The sequence below is a fragment of the Kitasatospora griseola genome (assembly GCF_044999035.1).
Lineage (GTDB): Bacteria > Actinomycetota > Actinomycetes > Streptomycetales > Streptomycetaceae > Kitasatospora > Kitasatospora griseola.
In genome coordinates this window covers 5620421-5635367 of sequence record NZ_CP173360.1, presented here as the reverse complement: position 1 = coordinate 5635367, position 14947 = coordinate 5620421, and the positions used below count along the sequence as shown (strand labels likewise).

Here is a 14947-nt window from a genome sequence, read left to right as displayed (position 1 = left end):
GCGGCAGCTAAGAAGAAGCAGCCGGATACGCATGATGTCGTCACTGTAACCCGGGCGGCGACCCGGCCGCAGTGACCACCGCCACGATCCCACCCAGTGAGACGGCGTCCGGCTGCCGGACCTGCCCGGGACAACGGATCCGGAACAGCTGCCCGACCGGTGCGGCAAGTTGGTGAAAAGCCTCGGCAAACCCGTTCGCCGCGCTGCACACTGACATCCATGCGTATCCAGGTCACCCGCACCGGCGGGTTCGCCGGCCTGCTCCGGTATGCCGAGATGGACACCCAGGAGCGCCCGGACGCCCCGCACGTGCACGCGCTGGCGCGCGAGGCGATGGCCGGGGGGCTGCGCGCGCCCGCGTACGGCGTGCCCGACGGCTTCCACTACGAGATCACCGTCGACGGCCGCACCGTCCACTGCGCGGACCCCGAACTGACCGACTCCCAGCGCGAGTTGGTCAGCCTGATACTCCGCGAAGGCGCCTGACGACAGCCCGGCCGACGCCCCGGGGCCCGGGGCGTCTCACAGCCAGCCGTCCAGCGAGGCCAGGAATCCGGCCGGGTCGTCCCGGTGGATGCAGTGGCCGGCGCCCGCGACGGTGCGCACCTCGAAGCCGCGGCGGCGCAGCTCCGCGGCCTCCTCGGGCGTCACCAGCACGCTGGGGTCGGCGAGCTGGACCAGCGAGGGGACGGCGGGAGCGCCCGGCAGCACGGACAGCTCGGGGTGCGCCCACAGGCCGACGGCGGTGTCGCTGTCCCAGACGGCGAGGCCGGCGAGTTCGGCGTCCACGTCCTCCTCGGCCCAGCCGGGGTGCATGGTGGTGATGAACTGCCGGGTCCCGAAGCGCTTGAAGCCGACGAACGGCTCCGGCCCGATCCCGGGGCGGTCGTAGACGAACGCGGGGTCGCTGTAGACGGCGCGGTCCGGCTTGAGCCGGTCCACGGCCCGCCACAGCGCGAGCGCGCCCATCGAGTGGCCGATGGCCAGCGCGGCCCCGGCGGGCAGGGTCTCGGCGAGGTCCTCGGCGAACTGCTCGGGCCCATACCGGTCGGCGGGGGTGGCGCCCTCGCCGCGCGGCGAGGCGCCGTGGCCGCGCAGGTCCACGCCGATCACCCGGTAGCCGCGTTCGGCGAGGGCGGGGCCGATCACCCGCCAGGTGCGGTGGTCGGACTGGATGCCGTGGATCAGCAGGGCGGTCCGGTCGCCCCCGCCCCACTCGTGGGTGTGCAGTCTCACGACCGGCCCTCCCCTGTCCGCCTGTTCGGCCCTGCCCGGCTCGGTCCGCCCGTTCGGCCCCGCTCGGCGGCCCGACGTCCCGTCAGAAGCCGAGCTTACGCAGCTGCTTGGGGTCGCGCTGCCAGTCCTTGGCGACCTTGACGTGCAGGTCCAGGTAGACCGGGGTGCCGAGCAGCGCCTCGATCTGCTTGCGGGCGGTGGTGCCGACGTGCTTGAGCCGGGAGCCCTTGGCGCCGATCACGATGGCCTTCTGGCTCTGCCGCTCGATGTACACGTTGGCGTGGATGTCCAGCAGCGGACGGTCGGCGGGCCGGCCCTCGCGCGGGATCATCTCCTCGACCACCACGGCCAGCGAGTGCGGCAGTTCGTCGCGCACGCCCTCCAGCGCGGCCTCCCGGATCAGCTCGGCGACCATGATCTGCTCGGGCTCGTCGGTGAGGTCGCCGTCCGGGTACAGCGGCATGCCTTCCGGCAGCAGCTTGGTCAGCAGGTCCGCGACCAGGTCCACCTGCTTGTCGCCGACGGCGGAGACGGGGATGATCTCGGCCCACTCGATGCCGAGCTCGGCGCCCAGCTGCTGGACGGCGATCAGCTGCTCGGCGAGCCGCTTGGAGTCGACCAGGTCGGTCTTGGTGACCAGCGCCACCTTCGGGGTGGACTTCTTGATCTCGGCGAGTTCCTTGGCGATGAACTTGTCGCCGGGGCCGAGCTTCTGGTCGGCGGGCACGCAGAAGCCGATCACGTCGACCTCCGCCCAGGTGCTGCGGACCAGGTCGTTGAGGCGCTCGCCGAGCAGCGTGCGGGGCTTGTGCAGGCCGGGAGTGTCCACCAGCACGAGCTGGGCGTCGGGGCGGTGCACGATGCCGCGCACGGTGTGCCGGGTGGTCTGCGGGCGGTCGGAGGTGATCGCGACCTTCGTCCCGACCAGGGCGTTGGTCAGGGTCGACTTGCCCGCGTTGGGACGGCCGACGAAGCACGCGAACCCGGAGCGGTACGGGGAGGAAGGGGCATTCATGGCACCCATTGTCCCCGATCCGCCGGGGCGACCCGGCCATCGGGGGTTCAGCCGGCCTTCTTCTTCCCGCCGCCCACGATGCCGCCGACCAGGACCAGGGCGAGCAGCACCAGGGTGCCGGCCAGCCACCACGGGGATCCGGTCTCGTGCCAGCGGCCGAAGCCCATGACGCACAGCAGCAGTCCGCAGAAGAACGCGGCGATCCCCATGACCCCTCCCCTGCCCGGGAAACCCCCTGGCCGATGCGATTATCGCACCGGCCAGGGGGTTGTCCAGGGCCGCGAACACCGCGCCCGGCAGGGCCTCAGCGCGCCTCGGCGGCGACCTTCAGCGTCCCGTCGGGTCCGGCCAGCAGCAGCGGGGTCCCGGCCCCGCCCAAGTCCCGCACGGCCGCCAAGTCGGCTGCCGCGGGCTCGTCCGCGGCCGAGACCACGGCGGCCGCCTCCAGGCTCTTCGCCCCGCTGGCCACGGCCATCGCCACCGCCGTCTGCACCGCGCTGAGCTGCAGCGACTCCAGCGCGACCGTCCCGGCCACGTAGGTGCGGCCGGTCTCGTCGCGGACCGCGGCGCCCTCGGCCACGCCGTTGCGGGCGCGGGCCGAGCGAGCCAGCGTGATGATCTTCTTGTCCTCGGGGTCCAGCTCGGAAATCTCGGTCATGGCCCGAGCATAGGTGCCCCACCGGCGTGCCAGCCAGGGTGTCCCGACCCTCGGCCATTCACCGGCTCAACCCTTGAACAGCGCCCCTCGCCGACGGCTCAGTCCTTGAGCAGCGCACCCTCGCCGGCCGGCACGAACTCCGCCAGCGCCGCGTCGATCCGGGCCAGCACGGCGTCGTCCAGGACCAGCTCCGCGGCCGCCTGGTTCTCCACGATGTGCGCCGGGGTCCGACTGCCGGGGATCGGCACCACGTGGTCGTCCTGCCGCAGCAGCCAGGCCAGCGCCAACTGGCCGGGGGTGACGCCCAGCTCGGCGGCGATCGCGCGCACCGGGGCGTACCGGTCGTTGTTCGCCGCCAGGTTCTCGGCGGAGAACCGGGCGATGTTCTGCCGGAAGTCGCCCTCGGCGACCTGCTGCACGGCGCCGGTCAGGAAGCCGCCGCCGAGCGGGCTCCAGGCCACCACGCCGACGCCCAGTTCACGGGTGGCGGCCAGCAGTTCCGGGTCGATCGGCTGCCACATCGACCACTGCACCTGCACCGCCGCCACCGGGTGCACCGCGTGCGCGGCGCGCAGCTGCGCGGCCGTCACGTTGGAGAGCCCGAGGTGCCGCACCAGCCCGGCCGCGACGAGTTCGGCGACCGCGCCGACGGTGTCCTCGAACGGCACCTGCGGGTCCGGGAAGTGCGGGTAGTACAGGTCGATCACGTCGGTGCCGAGGTTGCGCAGCGACTGCTCCGCGTAGCCGCGCACGTACTCGGGCTCGCAGTTCACCGCCAGCTCCTCGAACGCGAAGTGCACCGGGAAGCGGTGCGCCTCGGCGCCCTCCGGGATGCAGAGGCCGAACTTGGTGGCCAGCACCACCTCGTCGCGCCGGCCCGCCAGGGCGCGGCCGATCAGCTGCTCGTTGTGCCCGCGGCCGTAACCGTCCGCGGTGTCGATCATCCGGGCGCCGGCGTCGACCGCGGCGTGCAGGGCGGCCCGGCCGCGCTGCTCGTCGATCTCGCCGTACACACCGGGCGAGAGCACCATCGCCCCGAACCCGATCGACGATCCGGCCAGCGCCCCGAGCATGCGCTCCGTCATCCTGTCTCCCCGTCCAAGCGTGCTGCGGCCCAACGGATCTGACGATCCGTCGGGCCATGACAGCTCACTCTACGACGGGACGATCAGTGCCCGGTGGGGTTCGGCGGACCGGGGCGCAGCACCTTCACCAGCACCGGCGGGCCGTCCGGCCGCTCGGCGTCGTGCTCGTGCCGCCGCTTCCAGTACGGGTTGTCCTGCGGCAGGTGGCTGCTGACCCGGCCGTACATGCCGAAGGTCAGGATCACGAAGCCGAAGATGAAGCTGAAGACGACGTTGCCGATGTGGAAGGCGAGCCGGTTGGCGCTGGAGTCCAGCACCATCAGGCCGACGAAGCCGGCCAGCACGAACAGCACGCCCATGATCATGTTGATGTCGGAGGCGGTGTTGCCGCCGATGATCGCGCCCAGGATCAGGATTCCGCCGGCCACCAGCGACAGCACGCTCAGCGCGCCGTTGCTGGACATGCCCAGCACCTGCTTGCCCGTGGTGTCGATGAAGCCGGGGCTGCCGCCGGTGAGCCCGAGGATGCCGAACGCCACCAGGAACAGTCCGCCCAGTCCGGCGCCGTAGCGGTACACCTGGCCCAGCCGGTGGTCGACCGGCAGTTCGTCGTGGAGTCTCATCAGGTCCTCCCCGCATGGTCGGACCGGAGGAACGGCACCTCGTGCAGGTACAGCGACCCGCACTGCTGGCAGCAGTGCAGCCCGGTGCCCCAGGCCTCCTCCGGCTTGCTCTCGGCGTCCGAGGCGATCTCGGCGCCGCACATGCCGTGCGAGAGGTCGGTGTCACGGACCACATGCCACCTGGCCACCCCGCCGGCCGGCCCGGTGGGGCCGTATTCCGCGCGCAGTAGATGTGCCATGTCTCCCATGGTCGGCGCGCCCCGGGCGGTCAGGCAAACGGGCCCTGGGCCGAACCGTCCGACCCGGCAAGCCGGTTGGGACGGCCCGTCCAGGGCCCGCTGCGCGTACGGGGAACTACGGTGCGTGCTCCTCGGCCGACTCCTCGACGTGCTCCTCGGCCCACACCGGCGCGGCCACCACGGTGCCGATCCGGTTGCGGCGGCCCGCGGAGCTCTCCGCGGTCAGGCTGATCGCGGCCAGCCCGCTGCCCTCCGGTACCGGCACCTCGCAGGACGAGCCGGGGATCGGCACCCGGCCCAGGCACTTGGCGAGCAGACCGCCGACGGTCTCCACGTCCTCGTCGTCCAGCTCGATGCCGAACAGCTCGCCGAGGTCCTCCACGGTGAGCCGGGCGGTGATCCGGTACGAGCCGTCGCCGAGGTCCTCGACCGGGGCGATCTCCCGGTCGTACTCGTCGGTGATCTCGCCGACGATCTCCTCCAGGATGTCCTCGATGGTGACCAGGCCTGCGGTGCCGCCGTACTCGTCGATCACGATCGCCACGTGCGAGCGCATCTGCTGCATCTCGCGCAGCAGGTCCGCGGCCGGCTTGGAGTCCGGCACGAACACCGCCGGGCGCATCACCGAGTCCACCTGCTCCGACTCGGCGTCCCGGTTGATGTGGGTGCGCCGCACCAGGTCCTTGAGGTAGACGATGCCGACCACGTCGTCCTCGTTGTCGCCGACCACCGGGATCCGCGAGAAGCCCGAACGCAGCGCCAGGGTGAGCGCCTGACGGACCGTCTTGTGCCGCTCGATCATCACCAGGTCGGTGCGCGGCACCATCACCTCGCGCACGATGGTGTCGCCCAGCTCGAAGACCGAGTGCACCATCCGGCGCTCCTCGTCCTCGATCAGGTCGTCCTTCTCGGCGAGGTCGACCAGTGCCCGCAGCTCCGCCTCGGAGGCGAACGGGCCCTCCCGGTAGCCCTTGCCGGGCGTCAGCGCGTTGCCCAGCAGGATCAGCAGCCGCGGGATCGGCCCGAGGATCCGGGCCAGCGGCAGCAGCACGTAGGACGCCGCGGTGACGGTGCTCAGCGGATGCTGGCGGCCGATCGTGCGCGGGGAGACCCCGACCATGACGAACGACACCAGCACCATCACGGCGAACGCCACCAGCACGGCCAGCCAGGTCTGCTGGAAACTGCGCACGCACACCACGGTGACCAGCACCGCGGCGGCCATCTCCGCGGCCACCCGGATCAGCGTCGCCAGGTTCAGGTAGCGGATGTTGTCGGAGGCCAGCGTCAGCAGCCGCCCGGAACCGCGGCGGCCCGAGCGGACCGCCTCCTCCGCACGGAACCGGGACATCCGGGAGATCCCCGCCTCGGCGCACGCGGCCAGCCAGCCGAGCACCACCAGCAGCAGCGCCCCGATCAGGAAGGTCGTACTCTCACCACTCACAGACGGCCGGCCCTCAGTGGACGGTCGGCGCGGGCGACAGCCCGGTCAGCCCGCGGCCGGCCCGCCAGTCGTCCAGGATCCGCTTCTGCAGCGCGAACATCTCGCGCTCCTCGTCGGGCTCCTCGTGGTCGTAGCCGAGCACGTGCAGCACCCCGTGGACGGTGAGCAGCTGCAGTTCCTCGTCCATGGAGTGCTTGGTCGGGGCGGCCAGGCCCTGCTGCTGGGCCACCTCGGGGCAGAGCACGATGTCGCCGAGCAGGCCCTCCGGCAGGTCCTCGCCCTCCTTGCCCGGACGCAGCTCGTCCATCGGGAAGGACATCACGTCGGTCGGACCGGGCAGGTCCATCCACTGGACGTGCAGCTCCGCCATCGACTCGCTGTCGTAGAGGATCACGGAGAGCTCGGACTGCGGGTGAATCCGCATCTTGTCGAGGGCGTAGCGGGCGACGTCGAGGATGGACTCCTCGTCGATGTCCCACCCGGACTCGTTGGCGATGTCGATCGACATGGAGGGCTCAGTACTCAGCTTTCGGTGCGATGGGACTGCCGGGGCGCCCGGGCGCCCCGCCGTTGGACGGGTTTGCGGTCGCCGGACTCCTCGGCCTCCTGCCGGGCGTCCCAGCGTTCGTACGCGTCGACGATGCGGCCGACCAGCTTGTGCCGCACCACGTCGGTGCTGGTCAGCACCGAGAAGTGGATGTCGGGCACGTCGACCAGGATCTCCTGGACCACCTTCAGACCGCTGCGGGTGCCACCCGGCAGGTCGATCTGGCTGGTGTCGCCGGTGACCACCACCCGGGAGTTGAAACCGAGGCGGGTCAGGAACATCTTCATCTGCTCGGGCGAGGTGTTCTGCGCCTCGTCGAGGATGATGAACGCGTCGTTCAGGGTGCGGCCGCGCATGTACGCCAGCGGAGCGACCTCGATCGTGCCGGCGGCCATCAGCCGCGGGATCGAGTCCGGGTCCATCATGTCGTGCAGCGCGTCGTACAGCGGCCGCAGGTAGGGGTCGATCTTCTCGTAGAGGGTGCCGGGCAGGAAGCCCAGCCGCTCCCCCGCCTCGACGGCCGGCCGGGTCAGGATGATCCGGTTGACCTCCTTGGCCTGCAGCGCCTGCACGGCCTTGGCCATCGCCAGGTAGGTCTTGCCGGTGCCGGCCGGGCCGAGGCCGAAGACGATGGTGTGCTTGTCGATGGCGTCGACGTAGCGCTGCTGGTTGAGCGTCTTGGGGCGGATGGTGCGGCCCCGGTTGGACAGGATGTTCGCCGTGAACACCTCGGACGGGGCCGGGTGGGCCGGGTCCTCGGCGGCGCTCCTGAGCATGGTGATGGAGCGCTCCACGGCGTCCTCCGTCAGTGGCTGGCCGGTGCGCAGCACCAGCATCATCTCGGTGAAGAGCTGCTTGACGAGCGCGACCTCGGCAGGAGAGCCGGTGGCCGTCACCTCGTTTCCTCGGACATGGATGTCGGCATCCGGGAAGCCGCCCTCGATCACTCGCAGGAGCGAGTCGGCCGCACCCAGCAGGGTGACCATCGGGTGCTTCTCCGGGATGACTATCCGGGTGCTGGCGGCCGCCGCATCGGGGCGCCGCTGTCCGTCGGTGCGGGTCTGCGGTGTGTCAGTCATGGGTCGGCGCTACGGCCTGCCTCATCCCAATCCGTCGTGTCGTGTGGCCAGTGCTCTCCAGGCCACCAGGGTACGCCGCGCGCATGTTCGCCGGAGCGGCGCGGCGGCTTCGATGGTGGAGGCTGTCGCCCCGATGTGCGAGCGGTTTTCCGCCGTCGTGCGCCCCGGGGGCGCTCAACGGCGCGGCGGGACGGGGATCCTGGCGAGGTCCTCGGCGATCACGACCTCGCCGTCGAAGTGCTTCTCGGCCTCCGCGCGGTGCGCCTGCAGGTCCGGGTAGCGCTGCGAGAAGTGGGTCAGCACCAGTCGGCGCACCCCCGCCTCGGCGGCCACCCGGGCGGCCTGCGCGGCGGTCAGGTGGCCGTGCTCCTCGGCGAGTGCGGCGTCCGCCTCCAGGAAGGTCGCCTCGATCGCCAACAGGTCGACGCCCTCCGCGAGTTCGGCCACCCCGTCGCACAGCCGGGTGTCCATCACGAAGGCGAAGCGCTGCCCGGGCCGGGTCTCCGCGACCTCCGCCAGCAGCACCGTCCGGCCGTCCACCTCGACCCGGCCGTCGCGCTGCAACTGCCCCACCAGCGGTCCGCGCAGGCCCAGTTCGCGCAGCCGCTCGGGGCGCAGCCGGACGCCGTCCGGCTCGGTCAGCCGGTAGCCGAACGACTCCACCGGGTGCGACAGCCGCACCGCCGACAGCTCGAACGGCGCGCCCGGCGCCTCCAGCGGACCCGGCCCGGCGATCGGGCGCTCCCGCAGGTCGGCGGTGGCGTGGTAGACGCTGGCGTGCCGCAGCCGGTCGAAGAACACCTGGCCGGACGCCGGGTAGTAGGCGTCCACCGGGTGCGGCACCCGGTCCAGGTTGATCCGCTGCACCACGCCCGGCAGGCCCAGGCAGTGGTCGCCGTGGAAGTGCGACACCGCGATCCGGGTGATCCCGGTGGCGGTCACGCCGGCCTGCAGCATCTGCCGCTGGGTGCCCTCCCCCGGGTCGAACAGCAGCCCCTCGCCGTCCCAGCGCAGCAGGTACCCGTTGTGGTTCCGGTGCCGGGTCGGCACCTGGCTGGCCGTGCCGAGGACGACGAGTTCACGCTGCGACAACGCTCAGACCAGCCCCTCGGCGAGCTTGCGCCCGCCCAGCACGTGCACGTGCGCGTGGAACACCGTCTGACCGGAGTCCGCGCCGGTGTTGAAGATCAGCCGGTACGACTCCAGGCCCTCGCCCTTCGCGGCCTCGCCCGCCTCGACCAGCAGCTCCGCCGCGATCTCCGGCTCCGCGGCGGCCAGTTCGGCCGCGTTGGCGTGGTGCACGTGCGGGATCACCAGCAGGTGGGTGGGCGCCTGCGGGTTTATGTCCCGGAACGCCAGCGTCCGCCCGCCCCTGCGCACCACCGTCGCCGGGATGTCCCCCGACACGATCTTGCAGAACACACAGTCCGCCTGCGGCTCCCCGGCCATCTCCCGCACTCCTTCTGAACACCCGTCACTGGTGACGTCGACCTTACAGGGAGGGGACGCGGGCCACGGCGGACCCGCGCCCCCCTGTTGCCTCAGTCGATCGGCGGCGCGACCTTGGCCGGGGTGACGGCCAGCGACTCCAGAGCGACCCGGACGGCGGTCTCCAACTGCGGGTCGCGGCCCGCCGCCCAGTCCTGCGGGGTGATCGGCACCTCCACGTCGGGGGCGACGCCGCCGTTCTCCAGGCCCCAGCCGTAACCCTCCAGCCAGCTGGAGTACTTGGGCTGGGTGACCACCGTGCCGTCCACCAGGTCGTACTTGTTGTCGATGCCGATCACACCGCCCCAGGTGCGGGTGCCGACCACCGGGCCGATGCCGAGCGCCTGGATCGCGGCGTTGACGATGTCGCCGTCCGAGCCGGAGAACTCGTTGGCCACCGCCACCACCGGGCCGCGCGGGGCGTCCACCGGGTACGGCTCGGGCCGGTCCAGGTCGCGGCCGCGGTTCCAGCCGACGATCCGGCGGGCGAGCTTCTCCACGATCAGCTGCGAGATGTGGCCGCCGCGGTTCTCCCGCAGGTCGACCACCACGCCCTCGCGGGCCATCTCGATCCGCAGGTCGCGGTGGAGCTGCGCCCAGCCGGCGCTCTGCATGTCGGGCACGTGCAGGTAGCCGAGCCGACCGCCGGACAGCTCGTGGACGGCGGCCCGCCGCCCGGCCACCCAGTCGTGGTAGCGCAGCGCCTCCTCGTCGTCCAGCGGCACCACCACGGGGTGGCGCTCGCCGCCGTCCTTGCCGCTGACGGTCAGTTCGACCGGCTGGTCGGCGGTGCCGGCCAGCAGCGGGCCGGGGCCGGTCACCGGGTCGACCGGGCGGCCGTTGACGGCGAGGACCGCGTCGCCGGGGCGGATCGCCGCGCCGGGCGCCGCCAGCGGGGAGCGGGCCCGCGGGTCGGAGGACTCGCCCGGCACCACCCGGGCCACCCGCCACACCTCGCCGTCGCGGACCAGGTCCGCGCCGAGCAGGCCCTGCCGGCGGGCCGCCTCGACGCCCCGGCCGGGCGGCATCACGTAGGCGTGCGAGGTGCCGAGTTCGGCGACCGTCTCCCACAGCAGGTCCACCAGGTCCGAGTGGCAGGCCACCCGGTCCACCAGCGGACGGTAGCGGGCCAGCGCACCCGCCCAGTCGACGCCGCCGAGGTCGGCGCGCCAGAAGTTGTCGCGCATCAGCCGGCCGTTCTCGTCGAACATCTGCCGCCACTCGGCGGCCGGGTCGACGGTGACCCGGACCCGGTCCAGGTCGACCTCGGTGTCCTCGCTGTCGTCGGCCTTCTGGTCGGCGGGGACGATCCGCAGACTGCCGTCCTCCAGCACCGCCAGCCGGGCTCCGTCGGCGGAGACCGCGAACGTGTCGACGCCGGTGAGCAGCTCCTCCACCTTGCGCTTCTTCAGGTCGTAGCGCTCCAGCGCCGTCCCGGCCGGGGTGTCGTCCAACGAGGCGGCGCTGTCGCCGAGTTCACCGCTGAACGGGATCCGGCCCCACAGCACGCCGTCCTTCGCGGCCCGCAGCGCACCGAACCGCCCGGCCGCCACCGGGAACGCCACGATCCGGTCGGCCAGGCCCTCCAGGTCGACCTTGGTGGTCGGCGCCCCGGACTCGCCCTTGTCGCCGTCCTTGCCGTCCTCGTCCTCGCCGCCGACCGGCCGCCCGGCCCGCTGCGGCCCGAACGGCGACGGGGTGTCGGCGGCCAGCGTCAGCAGGAACGGGCGGGTGCCACCGGGGAACGACAGGTCGAAGACGTGCTCGTCGTACACCGGGTCGAAGTTCCGCACCGACAGGAACGCCAGGTGCTTGCCGTCCGAGGTGAAGGCGGGCGAATAGTCGTGGAACCGCTGCGGGGTGGCCTCGCTGACGGTGCGCGAGGTCAGGTCGGCCAGCATGATCTGCCGCAGCGACCACGGCCCGAGCACCGGCTGCGACCAGGCCAGCCAGCCCGAGTCCGGGCTGAACACCGGCCCGCTGACCTCGCCCTCGCCGCTGCGCGCCAGCTCGTGCACCGCGCCGTCGCTGAGCGCCACCAGCAGCAGCCGGCCGTCGTGCGAGGCGACCGCGAGCTGCCGCCCGTCCGGCGAGACCGTCAGTGACAGCACCCGGCCGAGCTGCCCGGCCGCCAGCCGGCGCCGCTCCGCGCCGAGCACCGACGGCGCGTACGCGATCGCGTCGTCGCCGTCCGCGTCCGTCACCCACACCGCGCCCTGTGCGCCGTCCTCGCCGGGCACCACCCGGGCCAGCCGGTTGCGCACCCCCGGGGTCTCGTCCAGCACCCGGGACGGGCCCTCGCGGTGCGTCACCCAGTGCACGGTGCCGCGCACCACCACCACGGCGGCCCGGCCGGTCCGGTCCGCGGCCGCGGACTCCACCTGCCCGTCGGCCCGGGTCGGGTGCGGTCGGCGGCTGCTGCGCGGACCCGCCAGGTCGATGTCCAGCCGGCGCGGCTCGGCGCCCTCCAGGTCGTCCAGCAGCCACAGGTCGCCGGCGCTCTGCCAGATCACCCGGGTGCCGTCGGTGGACGCCTGCCGGGCGTAGAACCCGCTGTCCGCCGGGCCGTGCGCCCGCAGATCGGTGCCGTCCGGGAGGCTGGAGTACAGCCGCCCGACCCCCTCGTGGTCGGACAGGAACGCCACCCGGTCGCCCACCCACATCGGGCACTCCAGCTGGCCGTCCAACCCGGCGTGCAGCCGCTCGAACTCGGCCCCGCCGACCCACAGCTTGCCCGCCCGGCCGCCCCAGTAGCGCTTCCAGTGCGCGGCCTCCCGGTTGTGCGTCCCCAGCAGCACCCGCCCACCGGTCGCCCCCGCCGGCACCGCCTCGAACGCCAGCGACCCGATCGGCCCGTACGGCAGCCGCTCCGGCTCGCCGCCGTCCAACGGCACCGCGAACGCCCACGTCCGGCGGATCGTCTCCTGCCCCGCGGTGGTGATCGCGATCGGCCGCCCGTCGCCGCTCCACCCCACCAACGCCGTGAACGGGCTCCCCCAGTACGTCAACCGCCGCGCCTGCCCGCCGGCCGCCGGCGCGACATGCACCTCCGGCGCCCCGTCCCGCTGCGACGTCCACGCCACCGTCCGGCCGTCCGGCGAGATGCGCACGGTGCCGACCGGCACCTGATCCGCCGTCAACCGCCAGGCCCGCCCACCCTCGACGGGAGCCAGCCAGACATCGTCCTCGGCAACGAAGGCGACAACGTCACCATGCAGATGGGGGTGGCGCAGATACCCGCGCGTCGAATCGGTCACCCGGCCACCATAGGGGTGCGAACTCAGGGGTGAGGGGCAATTTCCGCGAGAGCGGAGGGGTGCGAGGACAGGGGCGCGGGGAACTGCGCGACAAGCGCACACCACGTCCGCTAGGTCGCGATCAAGTGCAGGTCATTGTCCTGCGTCGCGATCTTGCGGACGTATGCGTTCCCCTTCGCGCAGTTCCCCGCGCCCCTGTCGCTGCGCTCCTTTTACCCCCAGCGACCCGTGCGGCCGAGCAGCAGCGCTCCCGCCGCGACCCCCGCCGTGGAGGTGCGCAGGACGGACGCCCCGAGTCGGTACGGCTTCGCGCCGGCCTCCGCGAACGCGGCGATCTCGTCCGGGGACACCCCGCCCTCCGGCCCGACGATCAGCACGATCTCACCGGAAGCGGGCAGCTCCGCCGTGGCCAGCGGCAGCGACCCGTCCTCGTGCAGGACGGCGGCGAAGGAGGCGCCGGACAGCAGCGGGAGCAGCTGACGGGTCGTCATCAGGTCGTGCACCTCGGGGAAGCGCAGCCGCCGCGCCTGCTTGCCCGCCTCGCGGGCGGTCGCCCGCCACTTGGCGAGGGCCTTGGTGCCGCGCTCGCCCTTCCACTGGGTGATGCACCGGGAGGCCGCCCACGGCACCACCGCGTCGATGCCGACCTCGGTCATCGTCTCGACGGCGAGTTCGCCGCGGTCGCCCTTGGGCAGCGCCTGGACGACGGTGATCCGGGGCGCGGGCGCAGCCTCCTCGCGGACGGCGGCCACCAGCACGTCCAGCGCGTCCTTGCCGTGCACCGCGGCGACGGTGCCGTCCGCGCCGCGGCCGCGCCCGTCGGCGAGGGTGACGGCCTCGCCGGGCTCCAGGCGCTTGACGGCGACGGCGTGCCGTCCTTCGGGGCCGTCGAGGCGGACGGTGGCGCCGGGTGCGGCGCCCGTCAGGTCGTCGACGACGAACACCGGTGCGGTCATCGGAACAGGAACCCTCTCAGCGAGCGGAACGGGCGAAGAACGGAACGGACAACAAAAAAACCCGGGCCGGAAGCGGTGGCGTGCCACCACTCCCGGCCCGGAAGGAACAGGTCTCACCGGCCGTTGAAGGCGTCCTTCAGCCGGGAGAACAGGCCCTGCTGGCCAGGGGCGAACTGGCCGGACGGCCGCTCCTCGCCGCGGAGCATGGCGAGCCGCCGCAGCAGCTCCTCCTGCTCCGGGTCGAGCTTGGTGGGCGTCTGCACCTCGACATGCACTATCAGGTCGCCCCGGCCGCCGCCGCGCAGATGCGTGATGCCGCGGCCGTGCAGCGGGATCGACTGGCCGGACTGGGTGCCGGGCCGGATGTCGACCTCCTCCAGGCCGTCCAGGGTCTGCAGCGGCACCTGGGTACCGAGTGCCGCGGCCGTCATCGGGATGGTGACCGTGCAGTGCAGGTCGTCGCCCCGGCGCTGGAAGACGGCGTGGCTGGACTCGGCGATCTCCACGTACAGGTCGCCGGCCGGGCCGCCGCCGGGGCCGACCTCGCCCTCGCCGGCCAGCTGGATCCGGGTGCCGTTGTCGACACCGGCGGGGATCTTCACCGTGAGGGTGCGGCGGGCCCGGACCCGGCCGTCGCCCGCGCACTCCGGGCACGGGGTCGGGACGACGGTGCCGAAGCCCTGGCACTGCGGGCAGGGGCGGGAGGTCATGACCTGGCCCAGGAAGGACCGGGTGACCTGGGAGACCTCGCCCTTGCCGCGGCACATGTCACAGGTCTGCGCGGAGGTGCCGGGCGCGGCGCCCTCTCCGCTGCAGGTGGTGCAGGTGACGGCGGTGTCGACCTGGAGTTCCTTGGTGGTGCCGAACGCGGCCTCCTCCAGGGTGATCTCCAGTCGGATCATCGCGTCCTGGCCCCGGCGGGTCCGCGAACGCGGGCCGCGCTGGCCGGTCGCGGCGCCGAAGAAGGCGTCCATGATGTCCGAGAAGCCGAACCCGGCCGCACCGGCGCCGAAACCGCCCGCGCCGCCGCCGTTGGGCGACAGCGGGTCGCCGCCCAGGTCGTAGACCTGACGCTTCTGCGGATCGGAGAGCACCTCGTAGGCGGCGTTGATCTCCTTGAACCGCTCCTGCGTCTTCGGGTCCGGGTTGACGTCCGGGTGCAGTTCACGGGCGAGGCGTCGGAACGCCTTCTTGATCTCGTCCTGCCCCGCGTCGCGTCGGACGCCGAGTACCGCGTAGTAGTCCGTGGCCACCAAATGCTCCGGTTTGTTCCGCCTCTAGAAGTGCTTGCGACGGCTGCGTGAGGGATTCACGCAGCCT

At 72.7% G+C, this 14947-nt stretch carries 16 protein-coding genes; 1 reads left to right on the top strand and 15 read right to left on the bottom strand.

Annotation, left to right across the window (positions count from 1 at the left end):
• The first annotated feature begins 219 nt into the window (after positions 1 to 219).
• Positions 220 to 486 carry a protealysin inhibitor emfourin gene (locus ACI1MP_RS25610; RefSeq protein ID WP_100585732.1) on the top strand — a complete coding sequence of 89 codons (267 nt, stop codon included), beginning with the start codon at positions 220 to 222 and terminating at the stop codon, positions 484 to 486.
• 36 nt (positions 487 to 522) lie between these two features.
• Here ACI1MP_RS25610 and ACI1MP_RS25605 read toward each other — a convergent pair whose 3' ends face one another.
• The 15 genes from ACI1MP_RS25605 to dnaJ all read right to left on the bottom strand — a co-directional run bounded on the left by ACI1MP_RS25605 (position 523) and on the right by dnaJ (position 14880).
• A complete protein-coding gene (locus tag ACI1MP_RS25605) occupies positions 523 to 1236 on the bottom strand; it encodes an alpha/beta fold hydrolase (protein WP_100585731.1) in 714 nt (237 codons plus the stop codon).
• An 82-nt stretch (positions 1237 to 1318) separates the two neighbouring features.
• Entirely contained in the window at positions 1319 to 2251 is a 933-nt protein-coding gene (era, locus tag ACI1MP_RS25600) for a GTPase Era (RefSeq protein WP_369880022.1), read from the bottom strand.
• A 47-nt stretch (positions 2252 to 2298) separates the two neighbouring features.
• Positions 2299 to 2460, bottom strand: a complete 162-nt coding sequence (locus tag ACI1MP_RS25595; protein WP_157815492.1) for a hypothetical protein — start codon at positions 2458 to 2460, stop codon at positions 2299 to 2301.
• A gap of 95 nt (positions 2461 to 2555) precedes the next feature.
• Positions 2556 to 2909 carry a cytidine deaminase gene (locus tag ACI1MP_RS25590; protein ID WP_100585730.1) on the bottom strand — a complete coding sequence of 118 codons (354 nt, stop codon included), beginning with the start codon at positions 2907 to 2909 and terminating at the stop codon, positions 2556 to 2558.
• A 98-nt stretch (positions 2910 to 3007) separates the two neighbouring features.
• Positions 3008 to 3994, bottom strand: a complete 987-nt coding sequence (locus ACI1MP_RS25585; RefSeq protein ID WP_404869553.1) for an aldo/keto reductase — start codon at positions 3992 to 3994, stop codon at positions 3008 to 3010.
• A gap of 83 nt (positions 3995 to 4077) precedes the next feature.
• Entirely contained in the window at positions 4078 to 4617 is a 540-nt protein-coding gene (locus tag ACI1MP_RS25580) for a DUF4383 domain-containing protein (RefSeq protein WP_189270426.1), read from the bottom strand.
• Entirely contained in the window at positions 4617 to 4856 is a 240-nt protein-coding gene (locus ACI1MP_RS25575) for a hypothetical protein (protein WP_157815491.1), read from the bottom strand. The genes ACI1MP_RS25580 and ACI1MP_RS25575 overlap by 1 nt, the downstream gene beginning before the upstream one ends.
• Positions 4857 to 4971: 115 nt before the next feature.
• On the bottom strand, positions 4972 to 6300 hold the full coding sequence (locus ACI1MP_RS25570) for a hemolysin family protein (RefSeq protein WP_189270427.1): 1329 nt from the start codon (positions 6298 to 6300) through the stop codon (positions 4972 to 4974).
• A gap of 13 nt (positions 6301 to 6313) precedes the next feature.
• Positions 6314 to 6808, bottom strand: coding sequence for an rRNA maturation RNase YbeY (gene ybeY, locus ACI1MP_RS25565; RefSeq protein WP_043913920.1), 495 nt, complete (start codon positions 6806 to 6808; stop codon positions 6314 to 6316).
• A gap of 14 nt (positions 6809 to 6822) precedes the next feature.
• The gene (locus ACI1MP_RS25560; RefSeq protein ID WP_100585727.1) at positions 6823 to 7926 is read right to left on the bottom strand and encodes a PhoH family protein; all 1104 of its coding nucleotides are present in this window, start codon (positions 7924 to 7926) and stop codon (positions 6823 to 6825) included.
• A 174-nt stretch (positions 7927 to 8100) separates the two neighbouring features.
• The gene (locus ACI1MP_RS25555) at positions 8101 to 9018 is read right to left on the bottom strand and encodes a ribonuclease Z (protein WP_404869552.1); all 918 of its coding nucleotides are present in this window, start codon (positions 9016 to 9018) and stop codon (positions 8101 to 8103) included.
• Positions 9019 to 9021: 3 nt separating this feature from the next.
• Complete coding sequence (locus ACI1MP_RS25550; RefSeq protein ID WP_043913922.1) at positions 9022 to 9375, bottom strand: HIT domain-containing protein; 354 nt, start codon at positions 9373 to 9375, stop codon at positions 9022 to 9024.
• A gap of 92 nt (positions 9376 to 9467) precedes the next feature.
• Positions 9468 to 12671, bottom strand: a complete 3204-nt coding sequence (locus ACI1MP_RS25545; RefSeq protein WP_404869551.1) for a PDZ domain-containing protein — start codon at positions 12669 to 12671, stop codon at positions 9468 to 9470.
• 212 nt (positions 12672 to 12883) lie between these two features.
• Entirely contained in the window at positions 12884 to 13627 is a 744-nt protein-coding gene (locus ACI1MP_RS25540; protein WP_380335446.1) for a 16S rRNA (uracil(1498)-N(3))-methyltransferase, read from the bottom strand.
• A 113-nt stretch (positions 13628 to 13740) separates the two neighbouring features.
• Positions 13741 to 14880 carry a molecular chaperone DnaJ gene (dnaJ, locus tag ACI1MP_RS25535; protein WP_380335449.1) on the bottom strand — a complete coding sequence of 380 codons (1140 nt, stop codon included), beginning with the start codon at positions 14878 to 14880 and terminating at the stop codon, positions 13741 to 13743.
• Positions 14881 to 14947 lie beyond the last annotated feature (67 nt).